The organism is Oscillibacter sp., assembly GCF_031978065.1.
GTDB lineage: Bacteria > Bacillota > Clostridia > Oscillospirales > Oscillospiraceae > Oscillibacter.
In genome coordinates this window covers 1-17,261 of the sequence record NZ_DALZCH010000071.1, presented here as the reverse complement: position 1 = coordinate 17,261, position 17,261 = coordinate 1, and the positions used below count along the sequence as shown (strand labels likewise).

The window sequence follows — 17,261 nt, the reverse complement described above, 5'->3', positions numbered from 1 at the left end:
AAAACTCGTTGGCAGAGAACACGCCCTTATAGTTGATGCCCGAAATACTCATAAACATGGGCAGGCCCGCGCCGGAACCGATGAACACGGCCTCGAAGCCCTCCTCCTCCATCAGCTCGTCGATGGAGATGGTGCGGCCCACCACGGTGTCCGTGGCGACGGTGACGCCCAGCGCCTTCAACCCGTCCACTTCCTTCTGGACAATGGCCTTGGGCAGACGGAACTCAGGGATGCCGTACACCAGAACGCCGCCCGCAAGGTGCAACGCCTCAAACACGGTGACGTCATAACCCTTTTTGGCAAGGTCGCCCGCGCAGGTAAGACCCGCGGGGCCGGAGCCGATCACGGCCACCTTGTGCCCATTTTGCGCGGGTCTGGGGGGCGCGTCGCAGGCGTGGTTGTTGTGCCAGTCGGCAACAAACCGCTCCAGTCGGCCAATGCCCACCGGCTCGCCCTTGATGCCGCGGACGCAGTACTTCTCACACTGGCTCTCCTGCGGGCAGACCCGGCCGCACACGGCAGGCAGAGAGCTGGTCTGGGCAATGATCTGATACGCCTCTTCAAAGTTGCCCTTGGCAGCCTCGGCGATGAACTCGGGAATATGAATCATCACGGGACAGCCGCTTACACAGGGCTTATTCTTGCAGTTAAGGCAGCGCAGCGCCTCGTCCAGCGCCATTTCCTCGGTATATCCCAGCGTGACCTCTTCATAGTTCTTGTTGCGGACGTTGGGGTCCTGCGCGGGCATGGGATTCTTCTTCAATGACATATTAGGCATATCACTCGGCCTCCTTGCTGAACAGATTGCAGGTTTCCTCATGCTTGTGCTTCTCAAAGTCGCTGTACATCCGGCTGCGCTTCACCGCCAGATCCCAGTCAACCTTGTGCCCGTCGAAATCGGGGCCGTCTACGCAGGCAAACTTTGTCTCGCCGCCAACGCTCAGGCGGCAGCCGCCGCACATGCCCGTGCCGTCGATCATGATGGGGCTCATAGACACGGTGGTGGGGATGCCGTAAGGCTCGGTGGTCTTAGAGACGAATTTCATCATAATCATGGGGCCGATGGCAAAAATCTCGTCGTACTGGTTGCCGGCGTCGATCAGCTCCTTCAGCGCGTCGGTGACCAGACCTTTCCGTCCGTAAGACCCGTCGTCGGTACAGATTTCCAGGATGGAGGAGGCAGCCTTAAACTTGTCCTCCAAAATCACCAGATCCGCGCTTTTAAAGCCGATGACCGCATGGACTTCCGCCCCGTCGTCGTGGAACTTTTTCAGCACGGGGTACGCAATGGCACAGCCCACGCCGCCGCCTACTACGCAGACCTTCTTCTTTCCCTCCGTCTCGGTGGCCTTGCCCAGAGGGCCGACAAAATCCTGAAGACAGTCGCCCTCATTCAGATGGTTCAGCTTCTCCGTCGTGGCACCCACAATTTGGACAATGATGCTGACAGTGCCCTTCTCGCGGTCGTAATCATGGATCGTCAGGGGGACGCGCTCGCCGTTCTCATCCACCCGAAGGATGATGAACTGGCCGGGCTGGGCCTTCTTTGCGATCATGGGGGCTTCAACCTCAAACAGCACAACGGTGGGCTTGAGCGCCTCTTTTCTCACGATTCGAAACATAGTTTTCCTTCTTTCCTCATATTGCTCTTGCCTGAATTTCACAGTACTTTCATGTTAGCACACGGGCCACAGTGCGTCAAATCAATTCCCTAGTTTTTTTGTCAAAATTTTAACTAAATTTTTGTGCCATTTGTAGATATCAGACGGGCAGCCGCTTTTCCACAGTCTTTCGACTGCCCGACCCCTTGCTCCATCGCATCGGCCCACTTCTCAGCACAGCAGCGTGATCTCCCGGCCCTCCGCCTGAATAAGTTTCTCCTGCCTGAGATGCTTCAGTTCCCGCATCATGGCGCTGCGGTCCGTGGCGATATAATCCGCCAGCATGCTCAGGGAAAACGGCAGGGTGAAGGTGTCGCTCCCCTCCCGCTCGGCCTGCTGACGAAAGTAGCACAGGAGCTTATCCCGGATGGAGCGGCGGGAGAGCACATCCACACGCCCCGCCAACGTCTGGGCCTTCTCGGTAATCAGTCTCAGCATGTTCCGCACCAGCAGGCTGTGGTGCTGGCAGGCTTTCTCACACCGTTTTAATATGTGGGGAAAATCAATATACAGCACGTCGCAGGCCGTCCGGCACACCACCTCCAGACTGTCGCTCACGTCCCCGGAGAAGGCAAGACTGCGGCCAAAGACATTTCCGGCGGTGAGGTTTTCCAGAACTGTTGAGACCCCGTCCTCGTCAATGCGGATGAGGGAGGCCTCCCCCCGCTCCAGAATCCCCACCTGCTCCCCGGTGCGGCTGAAATCGTAGACTACCTCCTCGGGGCGATAACTCTTTTGCACCGCCTGAAAGCAGTTAAGCATGGCAAGATAATTCTCGTAGCTGATTCCTTCAAAAATCGGGCTTCCCTCCAATTCCTCTTTTGACAGCATGAGAGTGCCTCCCTTTTAATTTTGTTGCATTTATCACATTTTAACATAAATTTTTGCCATTGTAAAGTTTCTTTTCCCGGACAATGCAATTTAAAAATTTGTTCATCATTCACAGGTAAAAATCGGTTATAGTAAATTTACAAATTCCGGCACACCATTGCCAGAATAAAAAATGAAGAGAGGTATGCGTGTGAACATCGCTTATTTCCTGACGCCGAAGAACAGCGTGTCCTATCTGTATGACGATTTCACGTTTCGTCAGGGTCTGGAAAAAATGCGGCGGCATGGCTACTCCGCCATTCCCGTCATCGCACGGGACGGAACCTATATCGGCACCGTCAGCGAGGGCGATTTCCTCTGGCGGCTGCTGGACGCGGAGGACGCACAGGACGGGGTTTTTACCAAAAAGACGGCGGAAAAGCTGTTTGTGCAGGACCTTCTTCGGGACAATACTTATACAGCCGTCCCCATCACCGCTTCTATCGAGCATTTGCTCTCTCTGGCCCTGAATCAGAATTTTATTCCGGTGGTGGACGACCTGGGGAAGTTTATCGGCATTGTCACCCGGAAGGACATTCTCAGCCGCCTATCCCAAAGCGCGGAATTCGCGGTGGGGCCCCAGCTTCAAAGGATTGTCTGAGCTTATCCCACCCCGGGGTGCGGCGCATAAAAGAACCGCGCCGGGAGAGGGACAACCTCCCCCCGAGGAGTATCACAGCACAAAACAGCCCGGACCTGATTGGGTCCGGGCTGTTTTCTTTCCGACTTTTTCCGGTTGCTCCCGGGGCAGAAGAGTGAAGCGGTCTAAACTGCGGCGGTAAGCAGACAGGCTATTCGCTTCGGCTTACACTCGACCACCAATATCAATTGTTGTCTCCATCTCGTCTCCGCCGCTGGTCAGGATTGTCACAATCAGCCCCGTTCCGTCCTCCGAAAACGCAAGCTCCCTGATATACCCGCCGTCCTCCGGCAACTCCACGGACGCAAGATACCTGCCCTCGTAATCATAGATCTCGGACCAGAAGGAGTAGACCGCCGTTGTGAGATCATCGCCCCGCCAGATAAGATTCGTGCCCGCAATATCCTTTACAAACTGTTCCGCTTCGGTGTCAAACACACAGTAGATCAAGTTTTCCGGCCCCGTATGACCCTCGACAACAATATATTTTCCAACCGGATATTGGCCCATCAGCGCATTGATGGACTGGTTGTGCTCCGCCAGGTCGTAGTCCATGCCGTGATAGGTAAAGATGCTTGAAAAGACGGTTTCTCCAGCCACATCGGGTAAAGACGCCTGCTCCGTCTCCGCCAACAGTGCCACCGCCGCTTCACTTTTTGGATTTGTCAAAAAGCACACAGCCACCGCTACGCAGGTGCATACAGACACTGCGACGACCCAAAACGCCGGCCTTTTATAGTGCAGAACGGATTTAATCCGTTCCTTCACCCCCACCTCGCCAAAGGCCAGCGGACAGGCCATCCTCTTTTTGCCCGAAACGCTGCACGAAAGCAGCGCCTCGGAATAGGCAATTCTGTCGCCTTTTTCCATTGAAGAAACAACCTCTTCATCACAGGCCAGCTCGATGTCCCGGCAAAACAGGCCGTATGCCAGCCATATGAGAGGATGAAACCAATACACCGCCAGAAGCAGAAATCCCAGCGGCTTCCACCAGTGGTCCCGGCGTTTCAGATGTGCCAGCTCGTGGGCAATTACATAGGCCTGCTGCAATTCGTTCATGCTGGACGGAAGATAAATGCGGGGCCTTGCAATGCCCAAAAGAAACGGCGTTCTGATATCATCGCAAACCCAGATAGCATCCCGGACATGGAGCGACGGCTTTACCCGCCTGTACAGTTTCAGATAGCTGATCCCCGCATACAGAAGCATGACCGCTATCCCCGTAAGCCAAACCCATGGCAAAAGCTCCGTCAGCCCGCCGCCGGTACCGCCCAGCTTCCCCGCACTTTCGTAGGCATAATTATCGAAATACGCGTTGAACGGCGCATCGATTGCATTTAAGCCCGAAGTGATATCAAACGAACCGCCTGTAATCGCCGACCGGGAAGCAGTCTGTGCGCTTGGAATCAGGCTGAACATACTCTCGAATGAAACCGGGCACACCAGCCGAAGGGCGACCACAGCCCACAAAGCGCAGGGCGCCCACTTAGGCGCTTTTTTCAGTAAAAAGCGCAGGGCAGCCACGGCCAAAATCAACCATCCTGCTGCGATGCTCCTATTTAATATCTCGAGAAATACCGCGTCCATGGCTCACCCCTCTTCCACAGCATCGTCAATCATGCGGCGAATTTCCGCCGCCTCCTCCACTGACAAGTCCTTTCTCCGGGTAAACGCGGCGATGAACGCCGGAAGCGAACCGTCAAAGGCGTCGTCCACAAATTGCCTGCTCTGCACCGCGTAAAACTCCTGCCGGGACAAAATGGATGTAACCGTGCCGCCCTCGTTTTTAAAAATTCCCCGGTCGCAGAGCTTGCGAAGCACCGTATAGGTGGTGGAGCGGTTCCATTTTAGCTCCCCCTCACACAGCTTCACCAGCTCCCGCGAGTGCAGCGGCTCGTTCTCCCAAATAATCTCCGCAAAACGGGACTCCACGGCCCCAAGCTTCATTTCAGGCATAAAGCGCCCCCGATCCAGTCTACTCTGAATAAACCAGACTCAGTTTATTCCAAGTAAACCGGTTTGTCAATATGGTTTTTGAACCAGCCAAACCGCCTGTCGGCTTAAAAGCAGAAAAATACGCTGTACCCGGCTTTGGGCCGGGTACAGCGTAGGTTATAGGTTGGCTGGGCCACGCATTATTCCTGCGCGTCAATCCGCTCCTTCAGTTCGTTCAGATACATCCAGCGCTCGGTTTTTTCCTCCAGCGTCGCCTGCACCGTCTCCTGCCGCCCCGTCAGCGCCTGAAGCTTCACATAATCACTGCCGCAATCCCCCATTTCGGTGGCTACGGCCTTCAATTCCTCCTCCAACGCAGCTATCTCGCCGTCGATGCTCTCAAACTCCCGCTGTTCCTTGAAGGTGAACTTCAGCTTCTTTTCCCTCGGGCGGCGGCTGTCCTCCCGGTCAGCCTTTTCCGGGGCTGCGGGCCGCTCCGCTTCCTGCCGCTTGCGCGTATAGTCCGACCAGTTGCCGGTGTACCGCTCCACCCGGCCCTCCTCGCCCACAGCAAAAATCTGCCCGGAAAGCCGGTCCAGAAAGAACCGGTCGTGGGACACCGCAAGAACCGGGCCGGGAAAGGTGTCCAGATAATCCTCCAAAATAGAGAGGGTGGTCACGTCCAAATCGTTGGTCGGCTCGTCCAGCAGCAGCACGTTGGGCGCGGACATCAAAATGCTGAGCAGATACAGTCTTCGCCGCTCACCACCGGAAAGACGGCCCACGGGAACCGATTGCAGCTCCGGCGGAAACAGAAACCGCTCCATCATGTCCTTGGCGGAGAGGGTTCCCTCCTCCGTTTTCACCTCGTCGGAGATGCCCCGGATAAAGTCATACACCCGCTGGTTTAAATCCAACTCCCGTCCCTCCTGCGAGAAAAATCCGATCCGCACCGTGGCCCCCACGTCCACGCTGCCGCCGTCCGGCTCCAGGCGCCCGGCAATCAGGTTCAGCAGAGTGGATTTTCCCGCGCCGTTGCGGCCCACGATGCCGATGCGGTCGTCCCGCAAAACGCCGTAAGAAAAATGGGAGAGGACAGTTTTTCCGTCAAAGGCTTTGGACACATCGTCCAGCTCAATAATTTTCTTTCCAAGTCGGCTGGCTGCGGCGGAGAGCCGCACGGCCTCGTCCGCTTCCGGCGCATCCTGATCTTTCAAGGCTTCATACCGCTCGATCCGATCCCGGCTCTTGGTGCTCCGGGCGCGGCAGCCCCGCATGATCCACTCCCGCTCGACCTTTAAAATCGCCTGACGCTTCCGCTCTCCCGCCTGCGCGATCTCGGCGCGCTGCTCCTTCAGCTCCAGATATTTGGAGTAGTTCGCCTCGTAGTGATAAAGCTTTGCCCGGTCCACTTCGGTGATGCGGTTTGCCACCCGCTCCAGAAAATAGCGGTCATGCGTCACCATCACAAGACCGCCGGTCCACCGGCGCAGCCGCTCCTCCAGCCAGGAAACCATCTCCGCGTCCAGATGGTTCGTCGGCTCGTCCAGAATCAGCACATCCGCCGGGTGAATCAGCGCCGCCGCAAGGGCCACCCGCTTGCGCTGTCCGCCGGAAAGCGTACCGATTTTCTGCTCCGTGTCCGAAATCCCCAACCGGGTCAGCATGGAGACGGCCTCGTACTCGTTCAGCGCCCGAAACTCTTTGGGAAAGCTGAGAAACACCTGCTCCAAAACGGTGGCGCCGTCGTCCAACTCCGGGTTCTGGGAAAGAAAGCTCACCTGCACGTTGGGATCCCGGCGCACCGTGCCGCTATCCGGCTCAATCACCCGAGCTAGCACCCGCAAAAAGGTGGACTTTCCGGTTCCGTTCACGCCGATGACGCCCACCCTGTCGCCCTCGTTCAGATAAAAATTCACATCCTCCAACAACTGCCTGCCGCCAAAGTTGATGGACAGCCGTTCTGTCGAGATCAGCATAGGGTCCTCCTTCAAGGCCCGGACACAGGGTCCGCACCGTTTGTTTTCTTCTCTATTTTACTACACCCGTCCCCATCGCGCAAGCCGGATCAGCTTGCCCTGCCGCCCGGCGTGTGCTAAAATAGCCGAGAAGCAATTATTTTTCAGCTTTCAGCCGTGTTTTTTAGCCTTGTGGCAATTCATCATCACCCCGCGACGGATTTTGCCGCCGGAGGAAGGGAGCGCAAGCCATGCCCTATATTTCTCACCGCGTTCTGGATGCGGAGGCCGGTCTCACCGTCCGCCATATTCTAAAGCAAAAACTGCACTTTTCCTCCCATGCTATCTCCCGCCTGACCCGCGCTGAGGGGGGCATTCTGGTAAACGGACGGCCCGCCCGCACCACCCTTGTCCTTTCCCCCGGCGACACGGTGAGCGCTGAGAGCGGGGACGTCCGCCAGCAGCGCGAGGCCCCCGTGCCGGGGCCGTGGCCTCTGCCGGTGATATGGGAGGACGAGCATCTTTTGGTTGTCAACAAGCCTGCGGGCATGACGGCCCACGTATCCAATTTCCTGCCGGACACCCCCACCGTGGCAGGCGCGCTGGCCTACTCCCGTGGAACGGACTTCATTTTTCACGCGGTCAACCGTTTGGACAAGGGTACCACAGGGCTGATGGCGGTTGCCAAAAGCGGCCACGTTCACGATCTGTTGCGCAAAATCCTTCATACTGGAGGATTTTTTCGGGAGTACCGGGCCGTGTGTGAGGGGGTTCCCCAGCCAGCGGAAGGAATCATCGACCTGCCCATCGGGCGGGACGAAGCCTCCGTCGTCCGCCGCACCGTCCGTCCCGACGGGCAGTCCGCTATCAGCCGGTCTCAGGTTTTGGAGACGCGGAGCGGCTTGTCTCTTCTTCGGCTGCTTCCCGAGACGGGACGCACCCACCAGCTCCGGGTCCACATGGCGGCGGTGGGCTGCCCTCTGGCGGGAGACTGGCTCTACGGCACGGAGGACCCGGACCTTATCGCCCGCCCGGCTCTCCATTCTTACCGGATGGCACTGACCCATCCCATTACCGGTCAGCCGCTGGAGCTTTTCGCTCCCCTGCCGGAGGACATGGCCCGCCTGCTTGAGAAATCCGGACCCACAGACAAAGAACTGACAAAATAAGCCGCCGGGAGACGAAGCTGTCTCCCGGCGGCCTTTTTTACTTCATGGTGGTTTTCAGCGTTTCCAGATTCCCTTCCATCAGCGTGAGATAGGTGGCTCCCGCGTCCATCTCCGCCTTGGAAACGTTGTGGCAGCTATGGAATAGCGCGGTCTGCGCACCGGTGGCCTCCGCGATGCTGTCCGCCACCAGATGGTTGGAAAATTCGATGTAGTACACCGTTCCAAGACCTTCTTCCTTCACCTTCTCCGTCAAAAACGCAATGGTGGCGGCGGAAGGCTCGGTCTGGGTGCTGCATCCGGGGAAAGCGGCATAGCAGTTGATTCCGTATTCATCCGCAAAGTACCGCAGGGGGAAGCGGTCGCCAAACACCATGGTCTTATTGGAAACCGTTGCAAAGAAGTCCTCAAACTCCTTGTCCAGCGCCATCAGCTTTTCCGAATAGTCCGCCGCGTTGGCCCGATAATTTTCCGCGTGCGCCGGGTCCAGCTCGGCCATTCGCTCGCCGATGGCGGTGGTGATGGCGGCGGCGTTCACCGGGGATGTCCACACATGCTCGTCGTACTCCAAAACCTGCCCGGCTCCGTCCTCGTCATGCTCGTCCTCATCGTTGGCGTGGGCATCTTCATCGTGGTGCTCTGCGGCTTCGTCATGCGCATCCTCGTCGTGGTCATGGTCGTCTCCGCTGTGGCTGTGGTCCTCCTCTGCGGTCATGCCCTCAATTTCGGCCTCTTCCTTCAGCTCCACGCAGTCCATCATTTTCATGCGGCTCACACCGTCGTCCACGGTCTTCAAAAGTGTCTCCACCCATGTGTCGGACTCGCCGCCCAGATACAAAAACAGGTCGCTGCTTCCCACGTTTACGATATCCTTTGGCGTGGGCTCATAACTGTGGCTCTCCGCCCCGGGGGGCAGCAGCAGCGTCACCTCCGCCAGATCGCCGCACACGGCCCGGGCAAAGTCATACGCGGGGAACACGGTGGCCGTCACCCGCAGCTTGGCTTCCTGCTCCTGAGAAGAAGCTGCGCCTTCCGCGCTTTGCGCGGCGCCCCCCGTCGCACCGCAGCCAGCCAGCACCACTGCGGCGGACACCACCGCCAGCAGCTTCAACATATTTATCTTCAATGTAATGCTCCTTTCAAATTGAGAACGATTTTCATATTCAGAAGTATAGCACAGCCAAAATAAAATTGCAACCCCAAATTTCCCAGTTTTTTTACTTTTAGGATAACACCGCACAAAGGTAAGTGTGGGATTCTTGCGTCAGGTTTTTCGGCAGACAAAGTAAAACCGCAACCCAGCGGAAAACTCCTACCGCAAAGCAGAAAGTGCGGTCTCAGTTGAAGCGTTTCGCCTCGAATATTCCCGATGAGAAAGCCCCCGCGCTCCGCCTTGTGGAGCGCGGGGGCTTTATTTTACCTTAATAAATTATGGTCGCTATCGGTTCCAGTTCATCAGCGCCCGTTTTTTCACGCCGGAAACGATGCCCATGGCGGCATACAGTGTGACGATGGAGGAGCCTCCATAACTGAAAAAGGGCAGCGTCAGCCCAATGACGGGCATGACGAACAGGCACATGCCGATGTTCTCCACCGTCTGGAAAATCAGCATTCCCGCAATGCCCACGCATACCAACCGGGCATAGTCCGTGGTGGCCCGCCGCGCCACCCACAGGCAGCGCAGGATAATCGCCGTCAGCAGCACAATTACCAGAAGACACCCAAAAAAGCCCAGCTCCTCGCCAATCATGGCAAATATAAAGTCCGTATGCCGCTCCGGCAGAGCACCCCGGCCCGCCTGAGTTTGGGTCCCTTGAAACAGCCCCTGCCCAAACCAGCCGCCGCTGCCCAGCGCCAGCAGTCCACGGGTCTGCTGCCAGCCAACCCCCCGTGGGTCAAAGCTGTGTTCAAACAGCACGCGAAACCGGTCCGCCATGTGGGAGGGCAGCTTTCCCATAAAATACAGCGCCAGAACTCCCGCCGCCATTCCCCCGCCGCCGAGAATAAACCACCGCCACGCAACCCCCGCCACCAGCGAGACGCACACAAAGATGAACACATAGACCAGCGCACTTCCCATGTCGCTGGACACCACGTAAATCAGCCCCACCATAAACAGGAGGTGGCCCGTTGGCCCCGCCACACTGCCAAGGCTCTTCAGCTCCCGCCGCCGCTCCTTCACCCATTCAAGCTGCTTGGACAGAAGAATGATAAAGGCAATTTTCACCACCTCCGCCGGCTGGATGGAAAAGGGCACATGGGGAATCTCCAACCACGCCCGGTTTCCATTTCGTACGACACCCAACGGTGTTCGCAGCAGCAGAAGAAGAACTATGCTGGCCCCCAGAATGAGCTTCCAGTGCTTCACCAAAAGCTCCACGTTTACCATGGACAGCAGCACGTAGGCAACAAGACCAATCAGCATGGCCGCGCCCTGAACACCTACAAATCGAATCATACTGCCGGTCCCCATGTATCGAGTGGCGCTGGCAATCAGCACCATTCCAAACAGAGTACACCCGCAGCAAAGGCCCAGCAGGACCAAATCAGCCTGCTGAAAAAAATCGGACAGTGTGGCGCGAAGACGGTTGAACATGGCAGCTCCTATCAGAAAAACCGTGATTTTACAGAGTATATAGTATACCACAGGAGGTACGGCGTGTAAACCAATGAAATTTGTTTTTACACGGAGGAAAAACTGTGCTATACTATTTCCGGTAATTTTTTAGGGCACGTCCACCGCATTTTTGGCCAAGGCCGAAAATTGCGCGGCGGCGTTCCGGGAGAGGAGGCGGAAAAATGGAGTATCTGTCCCACAGCGAGGCCGAGACGGAATTACTCGGCGAGGCGCTGGGAAAGCGTCTGTCACCGGGGACCGTGCTGGCCTTTCAGGGTGAGCTGGGCATGGGGAAAACGGCGTTTACACGGGGGCTTGCCCTGGGACTTGGCTGTACGGGCCAGGTCACAAGCCCCACCTTCACCATTGTCAACGAATACGAGGGCCGCATTCCTCTGTTTCACTTCGATATGTACCGCCTGCCGGACTCCGACGCGCTGTTTGACATCGGCTGGGAGGATTACCCGGGCCGGGGCGGCGTGTGCGCCGTGGAGTGGAGCGAGCGGGTGGAAGACGCGTTGCCGGAGGACACGGTGTGGGTGCGCTTTTCCCGCCGCCCGGAGAGCGACGGCTGGCGCGGCATTACGGTGGAGGGAGTGGACGGCTTTTGAAAATTTTAGCGATGGAAACCTCCGCCAAGGCATGCTCTGCCGCCGTGACGGAGGACGGGCAGGTGCTGGCCTCCTGCTATCAGAACACCGGGCTGACCCACAGCCGGACTCTCATGCCTATGGTGGAATCTTTATTGAAAAACGCGGATTTAAGCGTGGCTGATTTGGGTCTGATTGCCGTGGCCGCCGGGCCAGGGTCCTTTACCGGCATCCGCATCGGCGTGGCTGCCGCAAAGGGGCTGGCCTTCGCCGCAAATCTTCCGGCCGCAGGCGTTTCCACGCTGTACGCCATGGCGCTGGGGCTGAGCCATATGAATGGCCTGATTGTCTGCGCAATGGACGCCCGCCGGGCGCAAGTCTACAACGCCCTATTTGAAGCGAAGGACGGCAAGCTCACCCGTCTATGCGAAGACCGGGCCATCGGCCTTGCGGATTTGGCCGAGGAGCTGCGCGGCGACCCCCGCCCACTCATTGCCGTGGGCGACGGCGGCGCTCTGTGCCAGCGAGCGCTGGAGGAGGCGGGAATCTCCTGCGCCTTAGCTCCCGCAAGGCTTCTGCATCAACACGCCGTGGGCGTGGCCCTTGCCGCCGGAGAGCTGGCCGAAGCAGGCGCGCTGACCACAGCCCAGAACCTTTCCCCCGTATATCTGCGCCCCGCTCAGGCGGAGCGGCTGCGAGACAGAATAAAGAAGGAGAACGCGACATGAACGACAACACCCACATTCTGAACCATCCCCTGCTTCAGCACAAGCTGACCATCCTGCGCAACAAGGACACCAGCACCAAGGACTTCCGGGAACTGGTGTGCGAAATTGCCATGCTGATGACCTACGAGGCCACCCGCGACCTGCCTCTGGAGGATGTGGAGGTGGAAACTCCCGTGGCTCCCGGCGTTTTCAAGACTCTGGCGGGCAAAAAACTTGCCATTGTGCCCATTCTGCGGGCGGGCCTTGGCATGGTGGACGGCGTTTTGAAAATGATTCCCGCCGCCCGGGTGGGGCATATCGGCCTGTTTCGGGACCCGGAGACGCTGGAGCCGGTGAAATATTACTGCAAAATGCCCGCCGACATCGCGGAGCGGGACGTGATCATCGTGGACCCCATGCTTGCCACGGGCGGCTCCGCCTCTGCCGCCATCACCTTCATGAAGGAATACGGCTGCAAGCACATTAAGCTGATGGACGTGCTTGCCGCGCCGGAGGGCATCAAGCGCGTGGAAAAAGACCATCCCGATGTGGAAATCTATATTGCCGCTCTGGACGACCACCTGAACGACCACGGCTATATCGTCCCCGGTCTTGGCGACGCGGGAGACCGGATTTTCGGCACCAAGTAATTCCTCTGCGGCCCAAAGCGCCTGCACAAGCCTATGCCCTGTTTTCATCAAATTTCATTACCCTTGATTTATTGAAAAGGGGTCCCGCCGTTTCAAAACGGCGAGACCCCTTTTTTGCAGCTTAAAGCAGTTCCAAAATGGCCAAAGATACCCCTCTGAAAACCTTTAAATTTCACGGCAACACACAAGGCCGCCGAAACTGACGGGCTGCTCTTATCTCCTCCCAAAACCATGTCCGCCGCGTGTCACGCGTTTTTGATCAGCACGGTGTATAGCTCTCCCGCCTCCAGCGTGCAGACCTGCTCCATATCCACATCCATGTCCGAAAGGCAAGGGTCCTTCGCTTCATAGCGCAGGCAGGTGCCACAGGAGGAACTGAGTTTCCGGGGCGCGGGCATCATCTTGGCGGAAACACCCCGGTTAGCCAGTGCGCGGGCGGTGGTCAGCGCCGCCAGATGGGTGTAAAACGTGGCGACATAGCAGCTCATTTCTTGAGCAGCAGGCGGAAGTCCCGGCCCTCCGGCGTCACGGACACCTGATAGCCGCTACCGCCCGCATAGCGGGTCACGTTTTCCACGGAGCACTGGTTGTCCACCAAAACCTCCAGCTCCGCAGGACTGCTCTGCTTCACCTCTTTTTGCACCATTACCACAGGAGTGGGACAGGAATAGCCTCTTGCGTCAATCATTCTGAATTCCTCCTCTTATACCGCCGTTGTCTGCCGGGCGGCAACTTTTTCCTCTTTCGGCAGGTTTACCACGGAAATCACGGCCAGCACCGCAAAGCCCAGAAGCACCGCGACCTTGCCGGTGTTGGAGATTCCGCCCACCACCAGCTCCTTGGCCTCGTTCAGCGCATCGGGATTGCCCGCCAGACCAAAGTTGTGGGCTAGCGCGCCGCCCACGATCATTCCGAACACGGTGACAGCGGAATCGCCGTTGCCCTCACCGGCCAGAATCAACTGGCGCAGGGGGCAGCCCCCCAGCAGCACAGAACCCCAGCCCACCAGCGTCATGCCCAGCAGATTCCAAAGGTGGCTGCTGTGGGCCACGGGCTGGAGCGTGAAGCCGAAGTGGAAATTCCCGTTGATGAGGTTGCCCACCAGCACCACAAGGAAAATGGCAATGAAGCCGTACAGCAGCTTGAAATCCTGAAACAGCAGCGCATCCCGGATACCGCCCACGGTGCACAGTCTGGCCCGCTGGGCAAGCGCGCCCACCACCAGCGCAACCACCAGCGCAATCAGCGCGGGCGCGTGCTTGGAGCCGGGGCCCTCCTCGCTGAACTTCAGAAGAGAAGGAACCACCAGCAGAATCAGCAGCAGCCCCGCCATCACGGCGGGCAGCACACCGCCCTCTGCCCGACTCACCTCATAGGCGCGCCTTAAAGAGAAGCCCCGCTTGAGGAACTGCACGCCCACCAGAATGCCCAGCGTAAAGCCCACAAGGCCCACAATGGCGTTGGCGTCTCCGCCGCCAAGGCGCAGCACCATCCGCAGCGGGCAGCCCAAAAATGCAAGCGCGCCGATCATTACAAAGATTCCCAGAACAAACCGCGTGGCAGGAGAGGATCCCGCCTTTGCCCGGAATTCCTTCCCGGCCACGGACATGATGAACGCGCCCAGCACCAATCCGATGACCTCGGGACGGGCATACTGCACCTTGGCCGCACCGTGAAGTCCCACCGCGCCGGCAATGTCCCGCAGGAAGCAGGCAATACAAAACCCCATGTTGGCGGGGTTTCCCAGCATTGTCAGCGCCACCGCCGCCAGACCCACCAGTCCTCCGGCAGCCACCACAACCCAATTCACCTTTTTCATTTCAACTCTCCCAGCTATACAAAATTTCCGTATTTTCCCACGGTTCTTGGAATTTATTATAAAATAGTTCCTCTAAAAAGGCCAATCTTTGTTTACAATTTCGAAATAGTTACTATCGTTTTTTGCGATAAGTTTTGCTTTGTACGAAAGAACGGAGAGCGGACTCGTGCCGCTCTCCGCTTTTTATCTTTTTAACTCCGCCTTCAGGTAGCTCACAAACGCCTGCTCCGTCCTGCTGAGACTCACGTCCCTGCGCCAGACAAGATAAATCCGCCGGGAAAAGCCTTCCTCGTCCAGCTCAAAGGTCAGCAGCCGACCGGCCTCCGCCTCTTCCCGTACGGACAGCTCCGACATCACCGAAACGCCCATTCCCCCCGTCACGCTGCGGCGGATGGCCTCCGGATTGTCCATACAGGCAACGATATGCAGCTTCTCCGGCAGAATGCCGTGCTTCCTCCAATACGTCTCCGCGGCCTGACGGGTGCCGGAGGTCTCCTCACGGATAATGAAGGGCTCTTCTATCATGTCCCGTCCGCAGGCTCCCCGGGCCTTGAGGGCCTGAAACCGCTCCGTGACGGCGGTGACCAGCACCAGCCGGTCCTCGCACAGGGTCTGGCAGGCAAAGGTCCGCCGATCCGGCGCGGCGCCCACCACGCCGATGCGCACCTCGCCCTGACTCAAAAGGCTGTGAACCTGCGCGCTATCCCCCCTGCGGAGAAGAAAGCGGCTTTCCCCGTGGCGCTGGAGAAAGCCGGAGAGCAGCCCCGGCAGCAAATACTGGGCCGGAACCGTGGACGCGCCGACGCTCAGCTCCACCCGACCCTCCGCCGCCATGGGGTCCTGCAACAGGCGGCAGCGGTCCAGAATGTCCCGCGCGGCACCATAAACCCGCCGCCCCTCTTCCGTCAGCGTCAGCTTGCGCCGTGCGCCACGCAGAATCAGTTGAACGCCCATGGCCTCCTCCAGCGCCAGAATATGCGCGCTGACGGTGGACTGCGTGAGGTAAAGCTCCTCCGCCGCTCTGGTAAAGCTGCCATATTCCGCCGTGGCGGTGAACGCTTCCAGTTGTTTCAAATTGATTCTCAGCATATCCATCCTCACAATCCCGGCGGGCGCGTCTCCCGTCCGGACAATCCGGCTTTGCAGACCCGGGACCTTCCGGGCGCAAAGCCGGCACACGAGCTTTCTGTCGCTCTATGATAGGGCTTTTCCCCCCCGACTGTCAACCCCTCTTCGTTTTTCGACGAATTTCGCGGCAATCTTCCTCTAAAATTAAGGTCGGGCGCAACGCACGCGCCCGGGAGGAACTATGAAACGTATCTTTCACCTGTCGCCGCGCGTCCGGCTTCTGCTGAGCGTTCTGGCCCTCGCGGCGGGCCTTTTCCTGTCGTGGGCCCTTTGTGGAGTGGACGGGCTGGGTCTGCTAATTCTGCTGCCCTTTGCCGCCATGTTTATCCGGCTGAATCCGGAACTATGGCGTGGCCAGTAGTCCTTTCCAAAGGAACGCGGGCTGCAAAATCTCCAAAACGCTGTGTTATTCCGCTCTGCGCCGTCATAAAATACGGTGAGGAGAGGAGTGATTGCGGACGTGTTTTCCCAGCTAATCAACCCCAGTGTGGACGCTTACAATATCGAAACGGGCGTTTTTTTAGGCGAGGCCCGCTTTTTGCCCACTCAGGAATCCGAAACGGCCCTTTTGGATTGGATTAACTACGGCGTCAAGCCAAAATCTCTCTTAATGCTGGAGTCAAATTTCGAGCCTTCCGAACAGTACACCCCCATTACCCCCAACCAGACTTATCGTCAGAAGGGTGTTTTCAGGGCCTTGGTCAAGGAGGGCACCTCCGGGCGGTGGTTCCCCATTGAGGCACGGATTACATACGACTGGCGGACAAGGAGCGCAGGTCCGGGACTTTATTTTAATAGCGTTGAATTTGACAACATTGAGTTAGTGGATTTTACCGAATCTCTCTACTAACCTCTCCGCACCCGGCAAGGCCGCTTTGTCCTGAATGCCCGGAGCGGCATACGTCCGCAATAAAAAGGCGCCGTCTTCGGACGGCGCGCTTTTTCATTGCCTCCGGTTTAGGGGCAAACGTGCGCACCCTGCATAAGATGGAACAGCGAGCTGTTCCTCCCGTCAATTTTAACAGATGCAAGGTGTTTATATATGTATCAGATGTATTCGAAAACATGTCCTTCAAACTCTATGCAGCACACCATCAAAAGCGGAGATACGCTCTGGAAGCTCTCTCAGGCAAACGGCGTCAGCGTCCAGAGCATTCTGGACCTCAACCCGGGCGTTGATCCACGGAATCTGAAGATTGGCGCAACGCTCTGCATCCCTGCGTCCACATCCTCCGTATCTCCGTCGCCCCCATCCACGTCACCCGCGCCCCGCACTTGCCCAAGGGGTGCCTCCTCGTACATAATTCGTACTGGAGACACCTTGTGGAAGCTCTCCCAAACCCACGGAGTCAGCTTGCAAAGCATTCTGGACCTTAATCCGGGCGTGGACGCCCGAAACCTGCAAATCGGCGATGTAGTCTGCATTCCTCTTGCGCCCGCACCCGCACCGCAGCCGCCGGCTCCTACTCCTATGCCGACTCCTATGCCCACTCCTATGCCCACTCCTATGCCCACTCCTA

General features: G+C 57.9%; 20 protein-coding genes. 8 read left to right on the top strand and 12 right to left on the bottom strand.

All coding sequences use genetic code 11. The annotated features are described in order from the left end of the window. From RTK01_RS11255 to RTK01_RS11245, 3 genes are all read right to left on the bottom strand, one after another. On the bottom strand, positions 1 to 778 hold a 778-nt coding region (locus tag RTK01_RS11255; protein WP_312281060.1), incomplete at its 3' end, for an NAD(P)-binding protein. Between the two features lies 1 nt (position 779). Next, positions 780 to 1,622, bottom strand: coding sequence for a sulfide/dihydroorotate dehydrogenase-like FAD/NAD-binding protein (locus tag RTK01_RS11250; protein WP_312281059.1), 843 nt, complete (start codon positions 1,620 to 1,622; stop codon positions 780 to 782). Between the two features lie 210 nt (positions 1,623 to 1,832). Beyond that, the gene (locus RTK01_RS11245) at positions 1,833 to 2,492 is read right to left on the bottom strand and encodes a Crp/Fnr family transcriptional regulator (protein WP_312281058.1); all 660 of its coding nucleotides are present in this window, start codon (positions 2,490 to 2,492) and stop codon (positions 1,833 to 1,835) included. A gap of 190 nt (positions 2,493 to 2,682) precedes the next feature. Here RTK01_RS11245 and RTK01_RS11240 point away from each other — a divergent pair, with 190 nt between their 5' ends. Beyond that, positions 2,683 to 3,132, top strand: a complete 450-nt coding sequence (locus RTK01_RS11240) for a CBS domain-containing protein (RefSeq protein ID WP_312281057.1) — start codon at positions 2,683 to 2,685, stop codon at positions 3,130 to 3,132. 204 nt (positions 3,133 to 3,336) lie between these two features. Here the strand turns inward: RTK01_RS11240 and RTK01_RS11235 are convergent, their stop codons facing one another. The 3 genes from RTK01_RS11235 to RTK01_RS11225 form a co-directional block, all read right to left on the bottom strand. Further along, the gene (locus RTK01_RS11235) at positions 3,337 to 4,758 is read right to left on the bottom strand and encodes a M56 family metallopeptidase (RefSeq protein WP_312281056.1); all 1,422 of its coding nucleotides are present in this window, start codon (positions 4,756 to 4,758) and stop codon (positions 3,337 to 3,339) included. A 3-nt stretch (positions 4,759 to 4,761) separates the two neighbouring features. After that, a complete protein-coding gene (locus tag RTK01_RS11230) occupies positions 4,762 to 5,127 on the bottom strand; it encodes a BlaI/MecI/CopY family transcriptional regulator (RefSeq protein ID WP_312281055.1) in 366 nt (121 codons plus the stop codon). A 179-nt stretch (positions 5,128 to 5,306) separates the two neighbouring features. After that, positions 5,307 to 7,085 (bottom strand): ABC-F family ATP-binding cassette domain-containing protein, encoded by a 1,779-nt coding sequence (locus RTK01_RS11225; RefSeq protein ID WP_312281054.1) that lies wholly within the window; start codon positions 7,083 to 7,085, stop codon positions 5,307 to 5,309. Between the two features lie 230 nt (positions 7,086 to 7,315). On the opposite strand from RTK01_RS11225, the gene RTK01_RS11220 reads away from it, so the two are divergent. After that, a complete protein-coding gene (locus RTK01_RS11220) occupies positions 7,316 to 8,233 on the top strand; it encodes an RluA family pseudouridine synthase (RefSeq protein WP_312281053.1) in 918 nt (305 codons plus the stop codon). 37 nt (positions 8,234 to 8,270) lie between these two features. On the opposite strand, the gene RTK01_RS11215 is transcribed toward RTK01_RS11220, so the two are convergent. Together RTK01_RS11215 and RTK01_RS11210 are read right to left on the bottom strand one after the other, a co-directional pair. After that, a complete protein-coding gene (locus RTK01_RS11215) occupies positions 8,271 to 9,356 on the bottom strand; it encodes a metal ABC transporter substrate-binding protein (protein WP_312281052.1) in 1,086 nt (361 codons plus the stop codon). A 312-nt stretch (positions 9,357 to 9,668) separates the two neighbouring features. Then, positions 9,669 to 10,826, bottom strand: coding sequence for an FtsW/RodA/SpoVE family cell cycle protein (locus tag RTK01_RS11210; protein ID WP_312281051.1), 1,158 nt, complete (start codon positions 10,824 to 10,826; stop codon positions 9,669 to 9,671). 203 nt (positions 10,827 to 11,029) lie between these two features. Here RTK01_RS11210 and tsaE point away from each other — a divergent pair, with 203 nt between their 5' ends. The 3 genes from tsaE to upp are packed head-to-tail and all read left to right on the top strand — an operon-like array spanning position 11,030 to position 12,794. Further along, positions 11,030 to 11,458, top strand: coding sequence for a tRNA (adenosine(37)-N6)-threonylcarbamoyltransferase complex ATPase subunit type 1 TsaE (gene tsaE, locus RTK01_RS11205; RefSeq protein ID WP_312281050.1), 429 nt, complete (start codon positions 11,030 to 11,032; stop codon positions 11,456 to 11,458). Continuing rightward, positions 11,455 to 12,165, top strand: a complete 711-nt coding sequence (tsaB, locus tag RTK01_RS11200) for a tRNA (adenosine(37)-N6)-threonylcarbamoyltransferase complex dimerization subunit type 1 TsaB (RefSeq protein ID WP_312281049.1) — start codon at positions 11,455 to 11,457, stop codon at positions 12,163 to 12,165. Before tsaE ends, tsaB begins: the two co-directional genes overlap by 4 nt. Continuing rightward, a complete protein-coding gene (upp, locus tag RTK01_RS11195; RefSeq protein ID WP_294855753.1) occupies positions 12,162 to 12,794 on the top strand; it encodes a uracil phosphoribosyltransferase in 633 nt (210 codons plus the stop codon). The genes tsaB and upp overlap by 4 nt, the downstream gene beginning before the upstream one ends. A gap of 245 nt (positions 12,795 to 13,039) precedes the next feature. Here upp and RTK01_RS11190 read toward each other — a convergent pair whose 3' ends face one another. The 4 genes from RTK01_RS11190 to RTK01_RS11175 all read right to left on the bottom strand — a co-directional run bounded on the left by RTK01_RS11190 (position 13,040) and on the right by RTK01_RS11175 (position 15,702). Next, entirely contained in the window at positions 13,040 to 13,282 is a 243-nt protein-coding gene (locus RTK01_RS11190) for a DUF3343 domain-containing protein (RefSeq protein ID WP_312281048.1), read from the bottom strand. Further along, on the bottom strand, positions 13,279 to 13,482 hold the full coding sequence (locus tag RTK01_RS11185) for a sulfurtransferase TusA family protein (RefSeq protein ID WP_293009351.1): 204 nt from the start codon (positions 13,480 to 13,482) through the stop codon (positions 13,279 to 13,281). The genes RTK01_RS11190 and RTK01_RS11185 overlap by 4 nt, the downstream gene beginning before the upstream one ends. A gap of 15 nt (positions 13,483 to 13,497) precedes the next feature. Beyond that, positions 13,498 to 14,613 (bottom strand): YedE family putative selenium transporter, encoded by a 1,116-nt coding sequence (gene yedE, locus RTK01_RS11180; protein WP_312281047.1) that lies wholly within the window; start codon positions 14,611 to 14,613, stop codon positions 13,498 to 13,500. Between the two features lie 183 nt (positions 14,614 to 14,796). Beyond that, positions 14,797 to 15,702: a selenium metabolism-associated LysR family transcriptional regulator gene (locus RTK01_RS11175; protein WP_312281046.1), complete on the bottom strand. Its 906-nt coding sequence runs from the start codon at positions 15,700 to 15,702 to the stop codon at positions 14,797 to 14,799. 220 nt (positions 15,703 to 15,922) lie between these two features. On the opposite strand from RTK01_RS11175, the gene RTK01_RS11170 reads away from it, so the two are divergent. From RTK01_RS11170 to RTK01_RS11160, 3 genes are all read left to right on the top strand, one after another. Beyond that, positions 15,923 to 16,102: a hypothetical protein gene (locus tag RTK01_RS11170; protein ID WP_312281045.1), complete on the top strand. Its 180-nt coding sequence runs from the start codon at positions 15,923 to 15,925 to the stop codon at positions 16,100 to 16,102. Between the two features lie 87 nt (positions 16,103 to 16,189). Further along, complete coding sequence (locus tag RTK01_RS11165) at positions 16,190 to 16,591, top strand: hypothetical protein (RefSeq protein ID WP_312281044.1); 402 nt, start codon at positions 16,190 to 16,192, stop codon at positions 16,589 to 16,591. Positions 16,592 to 16,783: 192 nt separating this feature from the next. Continuing rightward, on the top strand, positions 16,784 to 17,261 hold a 478-nt coding region (locus tag RTK01_RS11160), incomplete at its 3' end, for a LysM domain-containing protein (protein ID WP_312281043.1).